The organism is Streptomyces venetus, from assembly GCF_039540295.1.
In the GTDB taxonomy this organism is placed as follows: Bacteria; Actinomycetota; Actinomycetes; order Streptomycetales; family Streptomycetaceae; genus Streptomyces; species Streptomyces venetus.
In genome coordinates this window covers 45,448-67,578 of record NZ_BAABET010000016.1, presented here as the reverse complement: position 1 = coordinate 67,578, position 22,131 = coordinate 45,448, and the positions used below count along the sequence as shown (strand labels likewise).

The window sequence follows — 22,131 nt, the reverse complement described above, 5'->3', positions numbered from 1 at the left end:
TCAAGCAGCTTGACCATATAGTCAAGGCACTTGACCACTTGCCCGTTCGCTCAGCCTGGAGGCAGTCATGCCGGTCATCCGCGCGTCCGAAGCCGTCACCCACGAGATCCACGGCGCCCGTTTCGTCTCGTACGCCACGCCACGGAGCGGCAGCGAGGAGCTCTGCGCCTGGCGCGGCGAGTTTCCCGCCGGCCTCAAGGCGCCGGCACACACGGTCAGCCGTGAGGAGATCTTCCATCTGCTCGACGGCGAACTGCTGATCACCCTCGACGGCCGCACCGACCGGATCACGGCCGGTGACACCGTGATCATCAACACCGGTGCCACCCTGACCGTCGAGAACCCGACCGACCGGACCGCCCACTCGTGGGTCACCACCTCCGTCGGCCTGGAGGCACGACTGGCCGACGGCACCCGCATCGTGCCGCCGTGGGCCAACTGACGTCAGGCGGGAGGGTCTACGCCGCCCGCCCCGCCAACCCCCCGGGCATCACCGCCCGCGGCCCGAACTTGGCTCGCGCGCGGTCCGCGACCTCCTCGATACGGCGGACCCGCTCGTCCACGGGATCGAAGGTCAGCTGGTAGGAGGCCTGGTCGGCGGGGTCGAGCCCCTCGGCGCGCAGGGCGATCGCCCGCACCCGGGCGCGTTGCAGACCGAGCCCCTCGTACATGCCGTACGCGGCCCGGGTCAGCGCCGGCGAGTGCGCGGTCGGTTCGTTCAGCTTGCGGCTGCGGGTCGTGGCGATGGGGGTCCCCCCGCTCGAGCCTGTTCGAGAGTGGGGGAGGTCGGCGTAGCGCACGGTGAGGGTGAGCGTGCGGCAGACCTTGTCCAGGGCGCGCAGCCGGGCGCCGATCTCCTCGGCTGCCGACAGCAGCGCCCGGCGGTGCCGGTCCGGGTCCAGTTCGTCGCGCCCGAAGGGGCGTTCCGTGGCGAGGGACCGGGAGACAGCGTTCGGTACGACCCGGCCGCGATCGACACCGTTCGCCTTCTCGTGCAGCTCGCGGCCGGTCTTCGCGCCGACCAGCCGCTGGAGCGTGGACAGCGGCGCGGCGGCGACCCTGCCGAGGGTGTCGAGGCCGTAGTCGTCCAGTGTGCGGGCGGTCGCGGCACCCACGCCCGGCAGCGCGGCGACGGGCTTCTCCGCGAGGAACTCCACGACGGCGTCCGGCTCGTCGGGCACCGCACACGTCGTCCCGGGCACGGCGTCGCGCAGCGCGACCCGGGCCAGCATCGGGCCGGGCCCGGCACCGATCACGCAGTCGACGCCGTACAGCGCGAGCGAGCGCACCCGGATCACCGAGGCCAGGTCGACGGCGTCCCGGCCGAAGTACCGCTCGGCGCCCCGCAGGTCCGCCAGCGCCCCGTCCGGTGGCAGGGCCTGGACGACGGGCGTGAACTCCTCCAGCATCCCGAGCAGCTGGGGCAGATCCGCCTCGCTCGCCGGAGGCAGCTGGAAACGTACGCAGAGGATGGTCATCCCGCACTCCCCGGACTCTGGTGCCACAACTTCCTTCCCACCGCGGGCCCCTCGCCCGCGGGACGCAGATCGGCCCAGGGGTGCATCTCGTACCCCGTGGACATGCGGATCCTCCGCTGCTCCATCGGGTCCTGGGCCGCGGAGCCCGCCGGTGCGGGCGCCCCCTCCGAGCCGGCGAGCCGTCGGCGCGCGGCTCCCTCGCCGTCGTCACCGACCTCGCCGTCACCGGCCCCGGCCAGCCGGGCCGCGACCCCCTCCAGCCCCTCGTCCCGGCGCACTTCCAGCAGGTCGGCGAGGTTCCAGGCGGCGGCGCCCACCACGCTGAGGCTGCGCGGGCCGCGCCGCTGCACCACCCCGCGCACCAGCAGCAGCCAGGAGTGGAAGACGGTGTGGGCGCAGGCGTCGTGGGAGTCGTCGAAGAAGGCCAGGTCGACCAGGCCCGTGCCGTCGTCCAGGGTGGAGAAGATGACGCGCTTGCCGGACCGGATCGGCGGTGTCTGGGTGGCCGCCTTGGCACCGGCGACCAGCACCGTCTCCCCGTGCCGGGCCTCGCGCAGCCGACGCGCCGACACCACGCCCAGCTCGTCGAGGAACGCCCGGTGGTCGTCCATCAGATTGCGCGAGGCGTCCATGGACAGCACGCCCAGCTCGGCGCTGAGCCGCTCCGAGGAGGTGAGGTCGGGCAGCCCGGCCGGTGCGGTCTTCCGTCCCCCGGCCAACGGCAACTGACCACCGCCGCCGCCCCGGGCGCCCCGGTGCAGTTCGGTCAGATGCAGTTGCAGATCACGGCGGTTGGCGCCGAACGCGTCCAGCGCTCCCACCTGCGCGAGCCGCTGCGCCAGCGGACGGCTGGGCCGGCCCCGTTCCCAGAAGTCGACCAGTGAGGCGTACGGCTGGCCCTCGGCGATCCGCGCCGCCTCGGCCTCGCTGATGCCGTGCACGTCGGAGAGAGCCAACCTCAGACCCCAAGTACCGGACACCAGTTCGATACGGTGTGCGACCCCCGACTTGTTCACGTCCAACGGCAGCACCGGCACCCCGCGCCGCCGCGCGTCCGCCAGCAGCAGCCGCTTGGGGTACATCCCGGGGTCGTGCGTGAGCAGCCCGGCGTAGAAAGCGGCGGGGTGATGCGCTTTCAGCCACGCCGACTGGTACGTCGGCACGGCGAAGGCGACCGCGTGCGCCTTGCAGAAGCCGTACGAGCCGAAGGCCTCGACGATCTCCCAGGTCCGCTGAATCGTTTCCGCGTCATAGCCCCGGGCCGCCGTGTGCTGCGCGAACCACACCTTGATCCGCGCCTGCGACTCCGGGTCCGACAACCCGCGCCGCACCCGGTCCGCCTCACCACGCCCGCAGCCGGTCATGATGTCGACGATGTCGATGATCTGCTCGTGGAAGACGACGACCCCGTACGTGTCCCGCAGCGGCTCCTCGAGATCCGGGTGCGGATACCGCACCGGCGCCCGCCCGTGCCGCGCCTCGATGAAGGGCCGCACCATGTCGGCGGCGACCGGCCCGGGCCGGAACAGCGAGATGTCGACGACGAGGTCGTGAAAGGTGGCCGGCTGGAGCCGCCCGACCAGGTCCCGCTGACCCGGCGACTCGATCTGGAAGCAGCCGAGCGTCTCGGTGGACTGAACCAGCCGGTACGTCTCCGGATCCCCCGGCGGCAGGGCGTCCAGATCGACCCGGACACCCGACACCCGTTCCACTTCCTCCACCGCGTGCGCCATGGCCGACTGCATCCGCACACCCAGCACGTCCAGCTTCAGCAGCCCGAGGTCCTCGACGTCGTCCTTGTCGAACTGCGACATCGGAAAGCCCTCGCCGCTGGTCGGCATGACCGGCGTACGCGCGAGCAGCGAGGCATCCGAAAGCAGCACTCCGCACGGGTGCATGGCCACCCCGCGCGGCAGGGCGTCCAGTGCCTCGACCAGCTCCCACAGCTTCCCGTACCTCTCCTTCTCCCCGGCCAGCGCGCGCAGCTCGGGCAGTTCCTCCAGCGCCGCGCGTGCGTCCCGCGCCCGGATGTGGGGAAAGGACTTGGCCACCCGGTCGATCTCGGCCGGGTCCATGGACAGAGCGGCCCCCACATCGCGGATCGCGTGCCGCACGCGATACGTCTCCGGCATCGCGACCGTCGCGACCCGCTCGGTGCCGAACCGGTCGATGATCGCGCGGTAGACCTCCAGCCGGCGCGCGGACTCCACGTCGATGTCGATGTCGGGCAGCACCACGCGCTCCTTCGACAGGAAGCGCTCCATCAGCAGCCGGTGCTCGATCGGATCGGCGTGCGCGATCCCGAGCAGATGGTTGACGAGCGACCCCGCTCCGGACCCCCGGGCGGCGACCCGGACGCCCATCTCCCGCACGTCGTCGACAACCTGGGCAACGGTCAGGAAGTAGGAGGCGAAACCATGATGGGCGATGATGTCCAGCTCATGGTGCATCCGCTCCCAGTACTCCCGCCGCCTGTCGTACCCGCGCAGCACCATCCCCGCCACCGCCCGCGAGGCCAGCGCCCGCTGGGCGCTGCGGCGCCCGGCGCCGACCAGATGCGGCTCGGGAAAGTGGACGGTCCCGATCCCCAGGTCGTCCTCGGGATCGACCAGACACTCGGCGGCAGCGGCCTCGGTCTGCTCCACCAGCCGATGAGCGGTGTCCCGCCGGAACCCCGCGGCCTCCACGATCCGCTCCGCCACCCCGAACATGGCCTCCGCGCCCTTGAGCCAGGCCTCACCGGAGTCCAGTTCCTTGGCCGGGTCGACGGGCACCAGCCGGCGGGCGGCGTCCAGCACGTCGGCGACCGGCCCCAGCCCCGGGTCGGCGTACCGTACGGCGTTGCTGAGCACGGGCCGGATCCGCTGCTCGGCGGCGAAACCGACGGTACGGGCGGCCAGCCGCAGGGAGCCGGGCCCCGTTCCCTTCCGGCCGTGCCAGACGGTCTCCAACCGCAGGGCGTCGCCGTAGACCTCCCGCCAGGGCGCGAGCAGCCTCGCGGCCCGGTCGGGGCGCCCGGCGGCCAGGGCGCGTCCGACCTCCGAATCGGGCCCGAGCAGCACGGTCAGCCCCTCGGCACGGTTGCGCTCCCAGGACAGCAGGGGCGTTCCCTCCGCCTCGTGCGCCGCGGACACGAGTCGGCACAGCTCACCCCACCCACGGCCACCGTCCCGGGCGAGAAAGGTCACTCGAGGAGCCGATTCATCGACAAAGGCACCACCCCGCACCGGGGTCCGACGCCGGCTCCACGGCCCGGACTCGGGTGGCTCCACTCCCGCCACCGCCAGATCCGCCCCGAACACCGGACGGACCCCCGCCTTCGCACAGGCCTTCGCGAACCGGACGGTACCGGCCAGTGTGTCGCGATCAGTGAGAGCCAGGGCATCCATACCCCGCCCGGAGGCACGCTCGGCCAGCCGCTCCGGGTGTGAGGCTCCATACCGCAAGGAGAATCCGGAGACGGTGTGCAGATGCGTGAACCCCGGCACACGCACCTCCCGCACTCGTGAGCAACTCGGCTATCGAACGTCTGTTCCCAGCTACCTCACCCCCACCATAGACCAAATTTCGAATATGTGTGCGACATCCGTTCGGCCCCACCCCACCTGCGAAAACACCGGGTAGCCCCCGACCGTGGAGGCATGCCGCACAGCTTGTTCCCCAGCGAGGTGAGAGACGCCGTCACCCCCCGGGCCACCCTCCTCATCGTCGGCGTGCTCGCCCTCCAGCTACTGTTCATCGCCTCCTACGTGGGGGCGCTGCACGACCCCGAACCCAAGGACGTGCCCTTCGGAGTGGTCGCCCCACGAGCCGCCTCCGCCCAGGCGGTGACCCGACTGGAACAGCTGCCCGGCACCCCCCTGGACCCCCGCGCCCTGCCCGACGCGGCCACCGCCCGGAAGCAGATCAACGAGCGGGACATCGACGCCGCCCTGATCATCGACCCGACCGGCACCGACACCCTCCTGGTCGCCTCCGGCGGCGGCAGATCCCTCTCCGCCACACTGACCGCCCTCGTCACCACGCTGGAGAGAGCGGAACGACGCACGCTCCGGACGATCGACGTGATCCCGTCCGCCACCCACGACCCCAACGGACTCTCGTCCTTCTACCTGGTGGTCGGCTGGTGCGTGGGCGGCTACCTGGGCGCCGCGGCCCTGGCCCTGAGCGCCGGAGCGAAACCCTCGAACCCCACCCGCGCCGCGATCCGCTTGGCGGTCATTGCCCTGGTCGCCGTCCTCGGCGGCCTGGGCGGAGCCCTCATCGCCGGCCCGATCCTCGACGCCCTCTCCGGCAGCACAGCCGCCCTCTGGGGCCTCGGCACCCTGATCATCTTCGCCGTGGGCGCGGCCACCCTCGCCTTCCAGGGCCTCTTCGGCACCATCGGCATCGGCCTGGTCATCCTCCTGGTGGTGATCCTCGGCAACCCGAGCTCCGGAGGCCCCCTCCCCCCACCCCTCCTACCCCCCTTCTGGAAGGCGATCGGCCCGGCCCTCCCCCCGGGCGCCGGCACATGGTCGACCCGCTCCATCGCCTACTTCGACAACAACGCGATGACCGGCCCCCTCCTGATCCTCTCGGCATGGGCAGTGGCGGGAGCCGCGATCACCCTGGCGGCTGCCGCACTACGAAAGCGCGCACAAGCGCCGACGCAACCGTGACACCCACGCACCCGCAGCCGTCGACGCACGGAAGGGGGCGTGCCGGGGGGTGTCCGCCCGCAGCGGGCGGCGCGTAGAACGCCAGTCAGCCGGTATGTAACAGCGACGCGCCGTTCCGAGGACGGACACCCCCCGGCACGCCCCCGACCCACAACCCGGCAGGCGACGCAAGCACGAAAGCCGCGGATACACGCAAAAGCCCCGCCCCTCACACAAGGGGCGGGACTTCGGAAAGCCGCGGCGTCAGCCGATCTCGGTCCCGGTCGCCGACAGCGCCTCCGTCACCGGCTGGAAGAACGTCTCCCCACCCGAGGTGCAGTCACCGCTGCCACCGGACGTGAGCCCGACCGCCTTGTCACCCGAGAACAGCGACCCGCCACTGTCCCCCGGCTCCGCGCACACGTCGGTCTGGATCAGACCGTTCACGATGTCGCCGTTGCCGTAGTTCACGGTGGCGTCCAGCCCCGTGACCTTCCCGTCGTGCACCTGGGTCGTAGACCCGCTCCGCGTGACCTTCATACCGACGGTCGCCTCGGCCGCACCCGTGATCTTCTGCGCCGACCCGTTGTAGAGGTTCACCTCACTCGGGTGAGCCACCTCCGCGGTGTACTTGACCAGCCCGTAGTCGTTGTCCGGGAAGCTGGAGTCCGCGTTGGTCCCGATCTTCTTGCCGCTGGAGTCGGACCACGTCGAGATGCTCTCGGTGCAGTGCCCGGCGGTCAGGAAAAACGGTTCTCCACCCTTGACCACATTGAAGCCGAGCGAGCAGCGACCACTGCCACCGGTGATGGCGTCCCCACCGGCGACGAAGGGCTTGTACTCCCCCTTCGTCCGCTGGAGCTCGGCCTTCGCGCCCAGCCCGTCGACGACCTTGGTCAGCGTCGACCACTCCGCCTCGGACACCGTACGGTCCGCGGTCACGACGACCTTGTTGGTCGTCGGGTCGGTCACCCAGGCGGTACCCGGGATCGTCGCGTCCGCCTTCAGCGTGCTGCGGGCGCTCTTCAGTTCGGCGAGCGAGTTCGCCACGATTCTCGCCTTGGCGCCGGCCTTCTCGACCGCATCCGCGGCGGCCTCGTCGAGCACGTTCACCACAAGGCTCTTGCTCTTGGTGTCGTAGTACGTACCCGCCGCGTCGCCGCCCAGGTCCTGTGCCAGCGTCGAGGCGAGCTTTCCGGCCGCCGCGACCGACAGGGTCTTGGGCGCGGAGACCTCAGGCGTCTCGCTCGCGTTCGCAGACTGCAAGGTGACTCCCGCGGCGACCAGGGCGACTATTCCGCCACCTGCCACGGCTGCACGCCGCTTGGATATGCGTCGGTGCTTCAACTTCTGTCCTCCTGTGGGGGGACGGTCCGGGAGGTTGTGGGGACCTCGCGAACCGGAAGGCTTCGTTGACGAGCGCCCACTATTCCGAGGACAACGGGGAGCACACAAGGTCGAGTTCAGGACGCGCGTAGATGACGGACCGCACGCCCCCTCATATGAACCGCCCCTGGCCAAATCGGACCCAACTCCCGGGTGTTCACACTGCAAACATTACGCGTGAGTAATGTGTGCGCACTCTGCGAGGTCCACCCATGACTGAAAACCGCCCATCGACCGACCTCAACCAGTAGCCACAAAAAGCCCACTGACACACCATCTCCACACCACCGCGAAACCTCCACCATCCCCCACAACTCACACCAAACAGGAAGGCCCCCGCACGTAGTACGTGCGGGGGCGCAAAACGCTGCGAACCACTGCCCGACGGGGCCTAGTACACGCTGACGCCGTAGGCGCTCAGGGCCTCTGTGACGGGCTGGAAGAACGTCGTGCCGCCGGAGGTGCAGTCACCGCTGCCGCCGGAGGTCAGACCGTACGCGGTGCCGTTGCTGCCGTAGAGCGAACCGCCGGAGTCACCGGGCTCGGCGCAGACGGTGGTCTGGATCAGGCCGGAGACGACGTCGCCGCCACCGTAGTTGACGGTGGCGTTGAGGGCGGTGACACGGCCGCTGTGCGTACCGCTCGTGGAACCGTCGCGGATGACGGTGGTGCCCACGCTCGGGGTGGCCGCGCGGGTGATGTCCACGCCGTTCGCGGTGCCGGGACGGCTGACGGAGCCGCTGTAGCGCACGAGCCCGTAGTCGTTGCCCGGGAAGCTGGAGCCGGCGGTCGAGCCGATGACCGTGGTGCGGCCGGAGTTGGAGTACCAGGTGCCCGCGCCGTCGGTGCAGTGGCCGGCGGTCAGGAAGAACTGCTGCCCGCTGCTGTTCTGGACGTTGAAGCCGAGGGAGCAGCGCCAGCTACTCGCATAGATGGCGTCGCCGCCCTGGATGAGCTTGTTGAACTTGCCGGGGGTGCGCTTGATCGTGAGCGCGTCGGCGTTGCCGCCGGCCTGCTGCTTGATCTTCGCTATCTCAGCCTGGGTGACCGTGCTGTCCACGGTCAGCAGCACGCGGTTGTTCTTGCTGTCGACGGCCCAGGCGGTGCCCGGGATGTCGGCCTTCAGCAAGGATCCGCTGGCGCTCTTGAGCTCCGCGGCGCTGAAGGTGGAGGGGGTGTCGGACGCGTTCGCGCTGGGGATCGCGATCGCGGCAGCGGCCACGAGGCCGGTGGAGACGGCGATCAGCCGGGTCCGTCTCGAAATGCCACTGCGAGGGGTGGTGCGCTTGATCCTCACTTTTCGTTCCTCCACAAAGGAAGTAGGGGGCCCTCGTGGGGTTTTCGGGCCCGTGAGGCGCAGCCTGGGGCCGCGTGTCCGGTTTCCGAACACGCCGTGCCCCTGACAAGCGCTGGGGGGAGTATTCGGCCGAACGGCCGGTCGGCGCAAGAGGGCCTTTCGGCCGCCAACCTTTGAAAGACCTTTACCAGACGGCCCGTATCGCACCCGCGCCCCCTACCGCACCCCCGCCGCGAACGGGTCAGCAACCGTCGCAGGGGCAGCAGCAGTCGCATCCGTCGCAGTCACAGTCCCGGCAGCAGCCCTCGCGCTTCTTGCGGGACCACGGGCCCTCGTACTCCTCGGCGCAGCACAGCTTGCACGTGCAGCACAGCAGCCAGAACATCCCGCAGCCGGCCCAGAACCCGCGCCGCCCCCGGGGCGGCTGCGGCGCCGGCACGCCACCACCGAACCCACCGCCGCCGTACGCTCCTCCACCGCCGGCGTACGGATTCCCGCCACCGCCCGCGTACGGGTGCTGCGGGGAGCCGGGCCCGTGAGCGTACGGCCCCTGAGGCGGCTGCTGCCCGTACGGACCCGGCCCGTACGGCCCGCCGCCCTGATGCGACGCGCACACCGGCACCGTGCCGAACGCCCGGTCCACCGAACGACGCAGCTCGTGCGTGAGGAGCAGATGCACGAGCGCGGCATCGTCGAACTCCACGTCGCGCAGCGCGAGCCGCACTCCGGCCACCGCGTCGTCGGCGAGCCGCCGTGCCTCCACCAGAGAGGTGCCGGTCGCGGCGATGGGGTTCCAGGCGCCTGACGCGGCGTCAGCGTGCAGGTCCTCCACGGCGTCCAGCAGGTGGGCCAGGCGCCCGAAGAGCCGCCCCGCTTCGGCGAGCGGCCCGGCGTTGTGCGGCCGGCCGGCCAGGACGGCCGTGTGCGCGAAGGCGGCGGCGGTGGCGGTCTCGGTCGGTTCGGTGACCGTCAGGAGCGGCGTCCCGGGCCCGGCGAGCGACTCGATGCCGCTCTGCCGGTCCACGGCGTCGACCAGGACGGCGGTGTCGAACCCGACGGCCGTGCCGGTCCGGGCACCGGCCGCGTCCCAGCTCGCCGCGACCCGGCGGGCGGCACGCGCCACCGGCCTGCGGGCCAACAGCCCGTCACGGTCGGTCACGTGGTCGCGCACCTTCGCCGAGGCCAGTACAAGGGAGACGGCCGCTGCCAGGCGGGCACCCTCGCCGTGTGCGACGGAGGCGGTGCGCATGCCGCGCAGCGGGCACGGCCCGGCCGTTCGCCGCCCGGTTCCGCCGTGCCGCGCCTGAGCCTCCGTCAAAATTGATATGAGTAGACCGTCATAGTTCGTCACTATTCGAGAGAACTGTCCGTGGTCACCGCGCAGTGCGAGGCACAGTCCGCACAAATGCGCCATCCACTGGCTCGTGTACTTCTCTCCGAGCCGGTGCCTGCAAGGCCTGACGATTCCGAACACGACGTTCCCCCGGGCTTCGTTACGACGCTGAGCTGCGGCATCGTACCGAGGCGGGTGTTCACCCGTACGCCCCGGCCGTCACCCGGACGCCGGGAAGAATCGTATTTCACTCACAGTCAGCAGCCGTTTGGGAAACGACCCTTGGGACACACGGACTCTCGACGGATTCGCTGTGCACCAGTACCGTCACAAACCCCCCGCGCGGCGTCTATCCACTTGGCGCGCCATCCGCATCATGGACGACCATAGGGGTGCGGAAAGCAGAAAGACCGCTGTGAGAGGAGGCGTCCATGGGATCGGTACGCAAGGCAAGTGCCTGGCTTGGCCTCGTCGACGACAACGAAGACGAGCGTTACTACGACGACGACTACTCCGACGGGACCGAGCCCGGGGACGCCTGGGTCACCGATCCGCGCGTCAAGGTGGCCTCGGACGTCGCCGAGGAGAAGGGCCGCCGCATCGGCACGGTGACCCCGGACAGCTTCCGGGACGCACGCGCCATCGGCGAGCTGTTCCGGGAGGGCGTGCCGGTCATCATGAACCTCACGGCCATGGACGCGGCCGACGCCAAGCGCGTGGTGGACTTCGCGGCAGGGCTGATCTTCGGCCTGCGCGGTTCCATCGAGCGGGTGTCGACCCGCGTGTTCCTGCTGACCCCCGCCAACACGGAGATCGTGAACGGCGACCCGACCGGGCACCGCACGGACGGCTTCTTCAACCAGAGCTGAGGCAGGGCCGCTCACCGGCCCTGCCTCCGCGCGGGGTTCACCGGAAGGCGTCGAGCCCGGTGAGCGCCTTGCCCAGCACGAGCTGGTGCATCTCGACGGTGCCCTCGTAGGTGAGCACCGACTCGAGGTTGGTCGCGTGCCGCATCACGGGGTATTCGAGGGAGATCCCGTTCGCCCCGAGGATGGTGCGGGCCGTACGGCAGATCTCGATCGCCTCCCGTACGTTGTTGAGCTTGCCGAAGCTGACCTGCTCGGGGCGCAGGCGGCCGGCGTCCATCCGCCGCCCCAGATGGTGGGCGAGCAGAATCCCCTTGTGCAGTTCGACCGCCATGTCGGCGAGTTTGGCCTGGGTGAGCTGGAAGCCGCCGATGGGCCGCCCGAACTGCTCCCGAGACTTCGCGTAGTCGACCGCGGCCTCGAAGCTGCTGCGGGCGGCGCCCATGGCGCCCCAGACGATCCCGTACCGGGCGTGCGACAGACAACTGAGCGGCCCGCGCAGGCCGGTGCCCTCCGGCAGGACGGCGTCGGCGGGCAGCCGTACGTCGTCGAGGACGAGTTCGCTGGTGACGGAGGCCCGCAGGGACCACTTGTGCTTGATCTCGGGTGCGGAGAACCCGGCGGTGTCGGTCGGCACGACGAACCCCCGGATCCCGTCGTCCGTCTGCGCCCACACCACGGCCACCCCGGCCACGGACCCGTTGGTGATCCACATCTTGCGGCCGGACAGCACCCAGTCGGTGCCGTCACGCTTGGCGTGGGTCCGCATGGAGGCGGGGTCGGAGCCGTGGTCGGGCTCGGTGAGCCCGAAGCAGCCGATGACCTCACCGGCGGCCATACGGGGCAGCCACTGCTGCTTCTGCTCCTCGCTGCCGAACCGGTGGATCGCGTACATGGCGAGAGAGCCCTGCACGGAGACGAGGGACCGGATCCCCGAGTCGGCGGCCTCCAGCTCGAGGCACGCCAGCCCGTACTGCACGGCGGACGCGCCGGCGCACCCGTACCCGTCGAGGGACATCCCGAGGGCTCCGAGGCCGCCGAGCTCCTTCGCGAGCTCCCGGATCCCGGGCAGCTCCCCCTTCTCGTACCACTCGGCGACATACGGCAGCACCCGGTCCGCGGCCCAGGCCCGCACAGTGTCCCTGATCCCGAGGTCCTCCGGCTCCAGCAGGTCGTCGAGGCCGAGGGGGTCGACGGGGTCGAAGGGGGGCAGCTTGGACGACACGGACATGACGACACCCTCCGAGGCTCTTTAACTAGCACTGCTAATAAAGAAGCTACGACCTCCGCCCACCCCCGCACCACCCGTAGCTGCCAACCAACGAGGAAAGGTCGCCCGCGGGGACGCATCACCATCGGCGCCTGCGGGCACGACCCCGGCACCCAAGGCCCCCGCATCCGCACTGGCGCTGGGGGCCGGACACCTGGCGGCCGGCGGCCGGACGCCATCCCCCTGACCCAGAACCCCCCGCCCACCCCCACCGCGGGCGGTGCGTGAGTGGGCGAGCTACGCGGAGACCCGCGACTCCGCGGCGTCCCTCTGTGCGGGCACCTCCACCGTGCCCTCCCCGGCCCCGGCCCCAGCGCCCTCCTCCTCGCACTGCATGACCCGCGGCAACCGCAACGCCATCACCGCCCCCAACACCAACAACCCCGCACTCACCAGCAACGTCACATGCAGCCCGTGCACGAACGAGTCCCGGGCCGCATGACGCAGAGCGACCCCCGCGCTCCCGCCCAGCCGCGCGGCCACCTCGTACGCCTCCCCCAGCGAATGCCCCGCCGAGGCGGAAGCCGACTGCGGAACACCCGGCACACCCGACAACCCCGGCGCGTACGCCGCGTTCATCACGGTGCCGAGCAGAGCGATCCCGATCCCCGCCCCCAGCTGGTACGACGTCTCCCCGATCGCCGCCGCCCCACCGGCCTGCTCCTGCGGCGCCTCGCTCAGCATCGACTCGTACGCCCCGAACAGCGTCGTCTCCAGTCCGAAGCCCAGCAGCACGAAGGAGGCCACCATCAGCGCCCAGTCGTCCGTCCGGCCCATCGCGGTCAGCAGCACCACGGCGAACGCCGTCAGGCAGAAGCCGAAGCACACCATCCGCCGCGGCCCGAACCGCCGCAGCATCCGCGCCCCCGCCAGCCCCGCCGCCATCGCGGCGAACGTCAGCGGCAGCAGCCGCAGCCCCGTCTCCAGCGGAGACAGCCCGAGCACCAACTGGAGGTACTGCGCCGCGATCAGTTCGAGTCCGACCAGCGCGAGCATCGCCAGCACGATGCACCCGACGGACGTGCTGAACGCCGGCCGCGCGAACATCTTCAGGTCCACCAGCGGATGCGTCCGCCGCCGCTGCCGTCGTACGAAGCCGATCACCAGCAGCGCTCCCACCACCAGCGGCGGCACGGTGAGCAGGCTCCCCAGCGACTCGCCGCCGCCGAGCCGCTTGACGCCCAGCACCACGCCGAACAACCCGGCCGCCGCCATCAGCGCACCGACGACGTCCCAGGGGCCGTCCCCCTCGCCCTTCGACTCGGGCAGCAGCAGCCGCCCCACCGGGAGACTGACCAGCATCAACGGAATGTTGACGAGGAAGACCGAGCCCCACCAGAAGTGCTCCAGCAGGAAGCCGCCGAGCAACGGTCCGACCGCCGCGCCGACCGCGGCCACGGCGCTCCAGATGCCGATCGCGAGCGCCCGCTCACGTCGGTCGGGGAAGACCTGCCGCAGGATCGACAGCGTCGCGGGCATGATCATCGCGCCGCCCACGCCGAGCAGCGCCCGCGCCACGATCAGGACCTGGGCGTTGTCGGCCAGGGCCGCCATCCCGGAGGCGACGCCGAACAGCGCATACCCGAGGAGCAGGATCCTCCTGCGCCCCACGCGATCGCCCAGCGTGCCGAACAGGATCAGCAGCGAGGCACAGACCAGTGGATAGACGTCGACGATCCAGAGCAGCTCTATCCCGCCGGGCTTCAGGTCCTCCGTGACGGCGGGGACCGCCACGTGCAGCACGGTGGCGTCGACGGCGACCAGCAGCAGGCTGACGCAGAGGACGACCAGGACCACCCAGCGGTTGGCACCGGACCCGGCCGCCCGACGGCGCAGCGCGGCGGCGGCCGTGGTCGTCCCGGACATGCACGTACCTCCCAGATGTTCCCTCGCGATCGGCGGGCTCACGGGGTGGGGGACGCCCCCGCGACTCGGCCGGAGAGGAGCGGTGGTCCCCGGCCCGCGCAAACGAAAAAGCGAGTGACACGTCAGAGTACGCGAGTCCGCGCGCAAGCCGAGTGGCGGACCTCTCACGGTTCCGCCGGAACGATGTGGCGTACGCCACTCCCCTCTCGGTCGACCACGCCCCGGACGACCGGCCGGTTCCGCCCCGGGTCGATAATCGGGCCCGTGATCGATCTCGAGACGCGCGCGGCCCCGCCCCGCGCCGGGGCGCTGCGCCGGGCGGCCCCGGCGCTCGCCGGGTACGCGGCCGTCCGCGCCCTGGGCCTCGTCACCCTGGCCGTGTGGAGCGCGGCGCGGGACAAGAGCGCGTACACGCTGCTGACCGCCCGCTGGGACGCGCTCTGGTACACCAGGGTCGCCGAACTCGGCTACGGCTACGAAGTGCGCCTGCCCGACGGAGACGTGCACTCCAACCTCGCGTTCTTCCCACTGCTGCCCTGGCTGGAGCGGCTGGTGGCGGCGGTGTCCCCGCTGTCGTACGCGGACGGCGGTTTCGTCGTCAGCCTGTGCGCGTCGGTCGCCGCCGCCTGGGGGATCTTCGCGGTCGCGGACCATGTGTACGGCCGCCGGGCCGGGGTGTGCGCGGTGCTGCTGTGGGCGGTGCTCCCGGTCGGGATCGTGCAGTCGATGGCGTACAGCGAGTCCCTGTTCACGGCGCTCGCCGCGTGGGCGCTGTACGCCGTCCTGACGGGCCGCTGGGTGTCCGCGGGCACGCTGGCCCTGCTGGCGGGGCTGACCCGCCCGGTGGGGCTGGCCGTGGTGGCCGCGGTGTGGGCGGCGGGCATGGCCACCTTCGTGCGGGATCGACGCGCGGCAGGGCCGGACGGCGCCCGTGACGCGCTACGCGCCCCCGCCCCGGCCGGCGCCGACGTCGCCCGCCGCGTGCTCGGCATGCTGCTCGCCCCCCTCGGTGCGGCCGGGTACGTCCTGTGGGTCGGCCACCGGACCGGCAAGGGGCCGCTCGGCTATCTCGACGTGCAGGCCGGATGGCGCAACGGGTTCGACGGGGGCTATGCCTTCGCCCGGTTCGTCGGCGAAAAGTTCGCGTCGTTCCCGTCGGCCCTGGCCGGCATGGGGCTGATCCTCGGGGTCGCGTCAGTCGTCTGGCTGTATGTGGCCGGGGTACGTGGGCGGCAGCCGCTCCCGTTGCTGGTCTACACCGGCGTCGTCGTCGCGCTCGCCCTGTGCGCGTCGAGCTACTTCGGCTCGAAACCGCGCCTGCTGCTGCCCGCCTTCCCGCTGTTGCTGCCCCTCGCCCTGGCCCTCGCCCGGCTGCGTCCGCGCAGGTCAGCGTTGGTGCTCGGGGCCGTGGCGATCGCCTCGGCGGTGTACGGGGCGTTCTGGCTGAACGGCTCGGGTCCGCCCTGACCCGCTGTGAGCACCGGGAGAATTCCGCGCCATGCTCCGGTGAACGAATTCAAAAGCGCGATAAAACCGTCACCCGGAATGATCAAACGAATTGAAGGCCGCAGCGGCCGACGATTACAGATTCAGTGGAAATAAACCTCCTTCTGAGAGGAATCCCACATCACATCGTCATCACAAAGCCGTTGATTCGAGCGGGATCTCAGCTCACTCGCTGTAACGTCGATTGGGTGCGTACCGAACCGAAGCTCACCCGTCTGGACCGGGTCTTCGCCCGGCTGGATCGTGAGCCGGAACGACCGGCCCACATCGATGTGCCGAAGATGAGCAGGCACCGCATCGTGCTCTTCGCGGCGACCCTGGCCTTCTACGGCGCGATCGTGTGGGCCGTGGTGATCACGTCCTGGCTGGTCCGGCTCGACTGGCAGGTCATGTTCTTCCGGCCGTACCAGCAGTGGTCCGGGATCCACTGGTTCGTCGACTACTACGTGGTGCTCGGCCAGCGCGGCCCGACCGCCGTGATGGTCGCGGCCTGGCTGGGCTGGCGCTCCTGGCGGCAGCACACCCTGCGCCCGCTGCTCGCCCTCGGCGTCTCGCTGCTGCTGCTGAACATCACGGTCGGCGCCGCCAAGTACGGCATGGGCCGCCTGGGGCCGCACTACGCGACCGTCATCGGCTCGAACGAGATGTGGCGCGGCGGCGATATATTTCCGAGCGGTCACACCGCGAACGCCGTCGTGACCTGGGGAATCCTGGCCTACCTGGCTTCCGGCGCGAGAGCGCAGCGCTGGCTGTCCGCCGTCTCCGCGGTGACCTCGCTCGGTGTCGGCATGGCCACCGTCTACCTCGGTACGCACTGGTTGAGCGATGTCCTCCTCGGCTGGACCGCCGGCCTGCTGATCATGCTCGGCCTGCCGTGGTTCGAGCCGCTGATCGCCCGTGCCGAGGCCACGATCTTCGACCTGCGCGAGCGCTGGCGGAGCCGCTCGGCGTCCGCTGCCGCCGTCGGCGGCGCGCCGCCCGTGGTGGTCACGCCGCTGCCCGACCGGGACGACGTCGCGGCCCGCTCGCCCCGGGCCCCCGCCTATCTGGCCCCGGGCCCGCACACCACCCGCTCGGAGCGCACTCCGATCACCCCGGCCGGCAGCCGCCGTCCGCCGCACGCGGAGCGGCACCCGGAGCGGCACCCACGCGGCTCGGCCTCCTCGGCCCGCCCCTGACGGGCGGCTGACGGCACACGTTGAGGGCCCCGGTTCCCTTCCGGAACCGGGGCCCTCGCCGTGTCTCAGCCCTTCCAGGCCCGCGCCACCCGGCCGCCCTTCACCTCGAAGTTCAGCCGCCCCACGCGGTACTCCATCGTGATGATCGCCCCCGGCGGCAGCGAGCGCACCGTCGGCCAGCCGCGCTCGCGCGCGAGGTGTTCGGCACGGCCTGCCTCCAGGCCGACATAGGTGTCCGGGCTGTCGTCGGGTTCCGCGGAAGGTGTCGGATTCGGTGCCATACCGCCACGCTATGTCCTGCCCGGGGAGCCGGGAAGTCCGGGCCGGTAAGCAAGGTCACACAGCCCCGTTCCGTCCCCTTCCGTCCCTCGCCTGTCACGCTTCTGTCACAAGATCATGGCAGGAGTTTCGGGCGTTGTCCGTCACACGGACGAGCGGTTCTGTAGGCCTTCCGCAGGCATTCGATCGGGAATTCCGCGTGTCACATGAGGCCATGGAAAAGCCCGGCGGAAAGTTCCGGGAGAAGTGCCTCCGGAGCCCGTTCCATTCCGGTGCCGGACCGGGCCCGCGCGGCCGGCGCGGCACGGGAAATGCATGGCTTCGGCCCGAAGAGGCCGGTACGCCCCCTGTCGGAGCGCGCGGTGACGCGAGCATCATGACGTGGGCTCGCGGGTACGTGTGGCGCGGGCTTCGGCGGGCCCGGCACGCGATGAGCGAAGGGGCGAGCGAGCGATGGGGACGCAGACCGTACAGGCGACGGCGCGGCCCGTGCCGCGAACGAAGCACGGCCGGGTGGTCGTCGACTGGCTGACGACGACGGACCACAAGAAGATCGGCCACCTCTACCTGATCACGTCGTTCGTGTTCTTCCTGATCGCCGGTGTGATGGCGATGCTGATGCGCGCAGAGCTGGCCCGTCCCGGCCTCCAGCTCCTCGACAACACGGAGTTCAACCAGCTGTTCACGATGCACGGCACGATCATGCTGCTGCTGTTCGCGACACCGAGCTTCGCGGGCTTCGCGAACGAGCTGATGCCGTTGCAGATCGGCTCCCCCGACGTCGCCTTCCCGCGGCTGAACATGCTCTCGTACTGGCTGTTCCTCTTCGGCGGGCTGATCGTGCTCGGCTCCCTGGTGGTGCCCTCCGGGCCGGCCGACTTCGGCTGGTTCGCCTACGCCCCGCTCAACAGCGCGGAGCGCACCCCGGGGATCGGGGCCGATTTGTGGATCATGGGGCTGGCGCTGTCCGGCTTCGGCACGATCCTCGGCGCGGTCAACTTCATCACCACGATCATCGGGATGCGCGCCCCCGGCATGACGATGTTCCGGATGCCGATCTTCACCTGGAACACGCTGTTCACGTCGATCCTGATCCTGATGGCCTTCCCGGTCCTCGCGGCGGCGCTGCTGGTGCTGGAGGCGGACCGGCGGTTCGGCGCACAGGTCTTCGACGCGGCCAACGGCGGGGCGATCCTGTGGCAGCACCTGTTCTGGTTCTTCGGCCATCCCGAGGTGTACATCATCGCGCTGCCGTTCTTCGGGATCATCACGGAGATCATCCCGGTCTTCAGCCGCAAGCCGATGTTCGGCTACCTGACGCTGGTCGGCGCCACCATGGCGATCACCGGCCTGTCAGTGGTGGTGTGGGCGCACCACATGTTCGCCACGGGTGCGGTGCTGCTGCCGTTCTTCTCCTTCGTGAGCTTCCTGATCGCGGTGCCGACGGGCGTGAAGTTCTTCAACTGGACCGGCACCATGCTCAAGGGCTCGCTGTCGTTCGAGACGCCCATGCTGTGGGCGACGGGCTTCCTGGTGACGTTCCTGTTCGGCGGGCTGACCGGGGTGATCCTGGCGTCACCGCCGATGGACTTCCATGTGACGGACTCGTACTTCGTGGTCGCGCACTTCCACTACGTCGTCTTCGGCACCGTCGTCTTCGCGATCTTCGCCGGCTTCTACTTCTGGTGGCCCAAGTTCACCGGGAAGATGCTCGACGAACGGCTCGGCAAGATCCAGTTCTGGGCGCTCTTCGTCGGCTTCCACACCACCTTCCTGGTGCAGCACTGGCTGGGCGCCGAGGGCATGCCCCGCCGGTACGCGGACTACCTCGCCGCGGACGGGTTCACCGCGCTCAACACCGTCTCGACGATCGGCGCGTTCCTGCTCGGCATCTCGACCCTGCCGTTCCTCTACAACGTGTGGAAGACCGCCAAGTACGGCGAGAAGGTCGAGACCGACGACCCCTGGGGCTACGGCCGTTCCCTGGAGTGGGCGACCTCCTGCCCGCCGCCCCGGCACAACTTCACGACGCTGCCCCGGATCCGGTCGGAGTCGCCGGCGTTCGACCTGCACCATCCGCAGTACGCGGCGGTGACGTCGCAGCCCGAGCCAGAGCGGCATCAAGCCGGTCGCGAGTCCTCCTGACCGCCTCGACCAGCTCCACCGGTTCCAGCACCTCGAACTCGAAGCCCAGCATGACCACGTGGATCACCATCACGTCGAGGCTGCCGGCTCCGCAGCGCAACAGGCAGCTGTCCGGGCCCTCGGCCTCCAGCACCCCGGCGGAGGGCGAGATGTGCGCGGCGGCCTCCTCCAGGGGCGCCAGGAGCCGTACCACGGCGTGGGTGGCGTACACCCGCGTGGAGACGCCCTGGGAGACGTAGGCGGCGAGGTCCTCGGCGGGCGGCTCGCGCGGCACGAAGCGCGGGCCGTGCGGCGGCCTGGGCGTGACGCGGTCGGCGCGGAAGGTGCGCCAGTCCTCCCGGTCCAGGTCCCAGGCGACCAGGTACCAGCGGCGTTCGGTGCACACCAGGCGGTGCGGTTCGACGCTGCGGCGGCTGAGGGTGCCGTCGTGTCCGCGGTACTCGAAGCGCAGCCGCTCGGCGTCCCGGCAGAGGTGGGCGAGTTCGGTCAGCACGGCCGGGTCGACGGCGTCGGGCAAGGGCCCGCGCAGCATCGGCACGGTGAAGGCGTTCAGGGCGCCCACGCGGCGGCGCAGCCGGTTCGGCAGCACCTGTTCCAGTTTGGCGAGGGCCCGCACCGAGGTCTCGCCGATGCCCTCGATGCCCTGCCCGGCGGCCGTGCGCAGTCCGATCGCCACCGCCACGGCCTCGTCGTCGTCCAGGAGCAGCGGCGGCAGTTCGGCTCCGGCGCCCAGCTGGTAGCCGCCGCCCGTGCCGGGGCTGGCGTTGACCGGGTAGCCGAGTCCGCGCAGCCGGTCGACGTCCCGGCGCAGGGTGCGGGCGCTGACGCCGAGCCGCTCCGCCAGGTCGGCACCGGACCACTCGCGGTGGGCCTGGAGCAGGGAGAGCAGACGCAGCAGGCGGGCCGAGGTCTCCGACATGGGGCGAGTCTGCCAGCCCTTGCGGACACCTGCTGTCCTCAAGGCGAGTAGGCCAGTTGCGGGACGGTGAAGCAGGTGCGGTTCATGTCGCCCTGGCCCACCCAGCCCCTGCCGTCCTGCCAGCGGGCCACCGACAGGCAGGTCCGCCGGGTCTGCGGCGGCTCGGGGAGCCGCGCGAACTCCACGGGCAGGAGCAGGCCGGCGGCGGTGTACCCCTCGCTGCGGTTCATGAAGGCGTCGACGCACGCGCGCGTGATGCCCGTCCGTGCGCAGGACTTCGCGGCGTCCGTGAACCACCGTGCGGCCGCCCACCCCTCCAGCTGCCACTGGGAGTGCGTCTTCAGGCCCTTCGTCGCCTCGCGGAACTCCCGTACGGCCGCCTCGCCGGTGTCCTCGTAGTTGCGGCTCGAGCCGGTCGCCCAGAGGGCGTTGCGGCAGCGCGGGGCGTCCTTGTAGTCCTCGGGGACGGTGGACGTCCAGTTCTGCACGTTGGTCACCTTGGCGGTGACGTGGGCGCCGACCTGGTCCATGGCCTGGCAGAGCTGGGCGTTGCCGTGGCCGTCGATGGCGTCGAAGACCAGGTCGGCGCCCTGCTCCTTCAGGTCGGCCGCGACGGCGCGGAAGTTGGGCAGGGCGAAGTCGACCTGCTCGGTGACGACTTTGTAGCCCTCGGCGCGCAGGCCCCGCTCGACGAGCCGGGCGTAGGCGGCGGAGGCGGACTGGTTGTAGGAGACGACGGCGGCGGTGCGGGCGCCGTGCTCGCGTTTGAAGTAGCGGTAGACCTCGGTGCCGCCGTACAGCTCGCCGTCCCAGCCGGTGGTGCCGTCGCGGGGCGCCAGGCTGCCGTAGATGCCGTAGAGGTGCGGGTAGGTGTCGTAGGCGCTGCCGATGGGCTGGCCGCCGATGTCGGGCACCCGCGCGCGTGAGACGCGGGAGGCGCCGGCGTAGTCCAGGACGGTGGTGGCGACCAGGGCGACGACCTTGTCCTCCTCGACCAGCTTGTGCACGCACTCGTTGTCGCCGATTCCGCTGCCGCCGTCGTCGCACTCGCGTACCTCCACGCGGCGGCCGTCGATGCCGCCGCGCGCGTTGAGCCGGTCGAACCAGGCCCTGGCGCCGTCGCGCGGGCCGGTGAACGCGCTGCCGCCGACGGGGCTGGTGGCGCTGGTGATGATGCCGACCCGCAGGGGCCCGGAGTCACGGGGCGGCGTGGTGCGGTCGGCGTGCTCGAAGTCGCTCTCCGGGAGCCGGCTGCCGCAGGCCGCGCTCAGGGCGAGCAGCAGCACCGCGGTGAGGATCTCAGCAACCCGGGACCGGCGACCCATTACCGCTCATCTGCACCAGCGAGCACAGGGTCTTGACGGACACCTTCCAGACGCCGTCCTGCTCGACCGAGGTCCCGGAGGCGTTCGGCAGAGCGGTGGCGCCCTTCAGGGTGAGCGTGTATGTCACGTCCGCCTCGGTCGCCGAGGTGAACCGGACCTTGGTGACCTTCGCCTCGACCTGCCCGCCGCGGGCGTCACCGCTGAAGGCCTTGAGGACGGGTGCCATCTGTTCGCCGTTCTGCAGGACAGCCAGCTTGTCCTCGGTCGAGGTGTTCGGGTCGAAGAACTTCTGCCAGTTCTGCTTGATCTGCGACTCGGCCGCGGCCGGGTCCGCCGGCGCGCTGGTGGTCTGCTCCGCGGTCGGTGTGGGGGGCGTGCTCGCGCTGCCGCCGCCGTTGTCGTCACTGCATGCCGCGAGGACCGGTGCGACGGCCAGGACCAGGGCGGCCGCGATCGCCGTGCCCCGTCCCGCGGCTCGTGGGCCCCGCTTCGCGTTCCCCCGCCTGAGGTCGCTGCCGAGAACCATCTGGCTCACCACCGGGTGTCGGTCCGGGCCATGTGCGCCCGGTGCTTTCAGGGTCAGCTTCCAAGGGGCATAGTGCAAGCGATCGGCGGACTTGAACAGGCAGCCAGACACGTGCCC

Annotated in this window: 16 protein-coding genes and 1 pseudogene; 6 read left to right on the top strand and 11 right to left on the bottom strand. The window is 70.8% G+C overall.

Annotation, left to right across the window (positions count from 1 at the left end):
• Nucleotides 1–67 precede the first annotated feature (67 nt).
• Complete coding sequence (locus tag ABEA82_RS36980) at nucleotides 68–442, top strand: cupin domain-containing protein (protein ID WP_345666143.1); 375 nt, start codon at nucleotides 68–70, stop codon at nucleotides 440–442.
• A gap of 16 nt (nucleotides 443–458) precedes the next feature.
• On the opposite strand, the gene ABEA82_RS36975 is transcribed toward ABEA82_RS36980, so the two are convergent.
• Both ABEA82_RS36975 and ABEA82_RS36970 read right to left on the bottom strand, forming a co-directional pair.
• The gene (locus tag ABEA82_RS36975; RefSeq protein WP_345666142.1) at nucleotides 459–1,478 is read right to left on the bottom strand and encodes a DNA polymerase Y family protein; all 1,020 of its coding nucleotides are present in this window, start codon (nucleotides 1,476–1,478) and stop codon (nucleotides 459–461) included.
• On the bottom strand, nucleotides 1,475–4,966 hold the full coding sequence (locus ABEA82_RS36970; protein WP_345666141.1) for a DNA polymerase III subunit alpha: 3,492 nt from the start codon (nucleotides 4,964–4,966) through the stop codon (nucleotides 1,475–1,477). The genes ABEA82_RS36975 and ABEA82_RS36970 overlap by 4 nt, the downstream gene beginning before the upstream one ends.
• 153 nt (nucleotides 4,967–5,119) lie before the next feature.
• Between ABEA82_RS36970 and ABEA82_RS36965 the strand changes: the two genes are divergently transcribed.
• Nucleotides 5,120–6,139 carry an ABC transporter permease family protein gene (locus ABEA82_RS36965; protein WP_345666140.1) on the top strand — a complete coding sequence of 340 codons (1,020 nt, stop codon included), beginning with the start codon at nucleotides 5,120–5,122 and terminating at the stop codon, nucleotides 6,137–6,139.
• A 243-nt stretch (nucleotides 6,140–6,382) separates the two neighbouring features.
• Here ABEA82_RS36965 and ABEA82_RS36960 read toward each other — a convergent pair whose 3' ends face one another.
• The 3 genes from ABEA82_RS36960 to ABEA82_RS36950 all read right to left on the bottom strand — a co-directional run bounded on the left by ABEA82_RS36960 (nucleotide 6,383) and on the right by ABEA82_RS36950 (nucleotide 10,275).
• On the bottom strand, nucleotides 6,383–7,465 hold the full coding sequence (locus ABEA82_RS36960; RefSeq protein ID WP_345666139.1) for a S1 family peptidase: 1,083 nt from the start codon (nucleotides 7,463–7,465) through the stop codon (nucleotides 6,383–6,385).
• 430 nt (nucleotides 7,466–7,895) lie between these two features.
• On the bottom strand, nucleotides 7,896–8,801 hold the full coding sequence (locus ABEA82_RS36955) for a S1 family peptidase (RefSeq protein WP_345666138.1): 906 nt from the start codon (nucleotides 8,799–8,801) through the stop codon (nucleotides 7,896–7,898).
• Between the two features lie 241 nt (nucleotides 8,802–9,042).
• Nucleotides 9,043–10,275, bottom strand: coding sequence for a DUF5685 family protein (locus ABEA82_RS36950; protein ID WP_345666137.1), 1,233 nt, complete (start codon nucleotides 10,273–10,275; stop codon nucleotides 9,043–9,045).
• 290 nt (nucleotides 10,276–10,565) lie between these two features.
• On the opposite strand from ABEA82_RS36950, the gene ABEA82_RS36945 reads away from it, so the two are divergent.
• A complete protein-coding gene (locus tag ABEA82_RS36945) occupies nucleotides 10,566–11,003 on the top strand; it encodes a cell division protein SepF (protein WP_003989235.1) in 438 nt (145 codons plus the stop codon).
• Nucleotides 11,004–11,040: 37 nt separating this feature from the next.
• On the opposite strand, the gene ABEA82_RS36940 is transcribed toward ABEA82_RS36945, so the two are convergent.
• Both ABEA82_RS36940 and ABEA82_RS36935 read right to left on the bottom strand, forming a co-directional pair.
• Nucleotides 11,041–12,231 carry an acyl-CoA dehydrogenase family protein gene (locus tag ABEA82_RS36940; protein ID WP_345666136.1) on the bottom strand — a complete coding sequence of 397 codons (1,191 nt, stop codon included), beginning with the start codon at nucleotides 12,229–12,231 and terminating at the stop codon, nucleotides 11,041–11,043.
• A 276-nt stretch (nucleotides 12,232–12,507) separates the two neighbouring features.
• On the bottom strand, nucleotides 12,508–14,136 hold the full coding sequence (locus tag ABEA82_RS36935; RefSeq protein ID WP_345666135.1) for an MFS transporter: 1,629 nt from the start codon (nucleotides 14,134–14,136) through the stop codon (nucleotides 12,508–12,510).
• 264 nt (nucleotides 14,137–14,400) lie between these two features.
• Between ABEA82_RS36935 and ABEA82_RS36930 the strand changes: the two genes are divergently transcribed.
• On the top strand, nucleotides 14,401–15,603 hold the full coding sequence (locus tag ABEA82_RS36930) for a mannosyltransferase family protein (protein ID WP_345666134.1): 1,203 nt from the start codon (nucleotides 14,401–14,403) through the stop codon (nucleotides 15,601–15,603).
• A gap of 227 nt (nucleotides 15,604–15,830) precedes the next feature.
• On the top strand, nucleotides 15,831–16,820 hold the full coding sequence (locus ABEA82_RS36925; protein WP_345666133.1) for a phosphatase PAP2 family protein: 990 nt from the start codon (nucleotides 15,831–15,833) through the stop codon (nucleotides 16,818–16,820).
• Nucleotides 16,821–16,885: 65 nt separating this feature from the next.
• Here ABEA82_RS36925 and ABEA82_RS36920 read toward each other — a convergent pair whose 3' ends face one another.
• Nucleotides 16,886–17,101 (bottom strand): I78 family peptidase inhibitor, encoded by a 216-nt coding sequence (locus ABEA82_RS36920; RefSeq protein ID WP_003989240.1) that lies wholly within the window; start codon nucleotides 17,099–17,101, stop codon nucleotides 16,886–16,888.
• A 451-nt stretch (nucleotides 17,102–17,552) separates the two neighbouring features.
• Here ABEA82_RS36920 and ctaD point away from each other — a divergent pair.
• Nucleotides 17,553–19,124 (top strand): annotated as a pseudogene (gene ctaD, locus ABEA82_RS36915) (aa3-type cytochrome oxidase subunit I); the annotation flags it as partial.
• Here the strand turns inward: ctaD and ABEA82_RS36910 are convergent.
• Genes ABEA82_RS36910 through ABEA82_RS36900 form a run of 3 tightly spaced genes read right to left on the bottom strand, consistent with a single transcriptional unit; the run spans nucleotide 19,123 to nucleotide 22,014 of the window.
• Nucleotides 19,123–20,163 carry a helix-turn-helix transcriptional regulator gene (locus tag ABEA82_RS36910; protein ID WP_345666132.1) on the bottom strand — a complete coding sequence of 347 codons (1,041 nt, stop codon included), beginning with the start codon at nucleotides 20,161–20,163 and terminating at the stop codon, nucleotides 19,123–19,125. The pseudogene ctaD and the gene ABEA82_RS36910 overlap by 2 nt on opposite strands.
• Before the next feature lie 38 nt (nucleotides 20,164–20,201).
• Nucleotides 20,202–21,488 carry an ABC transporter substrate-binding protein gene (locus ABEA82_RS36905; RefSeq protein ID WP_345666131.1) on the bottom strand — a complete coding sequence of 429 codons (1,287 nt, stop codon included), beginning with the start codon at nucleotides 21,486–21,488 and terminating at the stop codon, nucleotides 20,202–20,204.
• The gene (locus tag ABEA82_RS36900) at nucleotides 21,463–22,014 is read right to left on the bottom strand and encodes an MTB12 C-terminal domain-containing protein (RefSeq protein ID WP_345666130.1); all 552 of its coding nucleotides are present in this window, start codon (nucleotides 22,012–22,014) and stop codon (nucleotides 21,463–21,465) included. Before ABEA82_RS36900 ends, ABEA82_RS36905 begins: the two co-directional genes overlap by 26 nt.
• Nucleotides 22,015–22,131 lie beyond the last annotated feature (117 nt).

Bases quoted from the DNA above. Each gene is read 5' to 3' on its own strand.
- ABEA82_RS36980 (WP_345666143.1), top strand. From the start codon at position 68: ATGCCGGTCATCCGCGCGTCCGAAGCCGTCACCCACGAGATCCACGGC.
- ABEA82_RS36975 (WP_345666142.1), bottom strand. From the start codon at position 1,478: ATGACCATCCTCTGCGTACGTTTCCAGCTGCCTCCGGCGAGCGAGGCG.
- ABEA82_RS36965 (WP_345666140.1), top strand. From the start codon at position 5,120: ATGCCGCACAGCTTGTTCCCCAGCGAGGTGAGAGACGCCGTCACCCCC.
- ABEA82_RS36945 (WP_003989235.1), top strand. From the start codon at position 10,566: ATGGGATCGGTACGCAAGGCAAGTGCCTGGCTTGGCCTCGTCGACGAC.
- ABEA82_RS36940 (WP_345666136.1), bottom strand. From the start codon at position 12,231: ATGTCCGTGTCGTCCAAGCTGCCCCCCTTCGACCCCGTCGACCCCCTC.
- ABEA82_RS36935 (WP_345666135.1), bottom strand. From the start codon at position 14,136: ATGTCCGGGACGACCACGGCCGCCGCCGCGCTGCGCCGTCGGGCGGCC.
- ABEA82_RS36920 (WP_003989240.1), bottom strand. From the start codon at position 17,101: ATGGCACCGAATCCGACACCTTCCGCGGAACCCGACGACAGCCCGGAC.
- ABEA82_RS36910 (WP_345666132.1), bottom strand. From the start codon at position 20,163: ATGTCGGAGACCTCGGCCCGCCTGCTGCGTCTGCTCTCCCTGCTCCAG.
- ABEA82_RS36905 (WP_345666131.1), bottom strand. From the start codon at position 21,488: ATGGGTCGCCGGTCCCGGGTTGCTGAGATCCTCACCGCGGTGCTGCTG.
- ABEA82_RS36900 (WP_345666130.1), bottom strand. From the start codon at position 22,014: ATGGTTCTCGGCAGCGACCTCAGGCGGGGGAACGCGAAGCGGGGCCCA.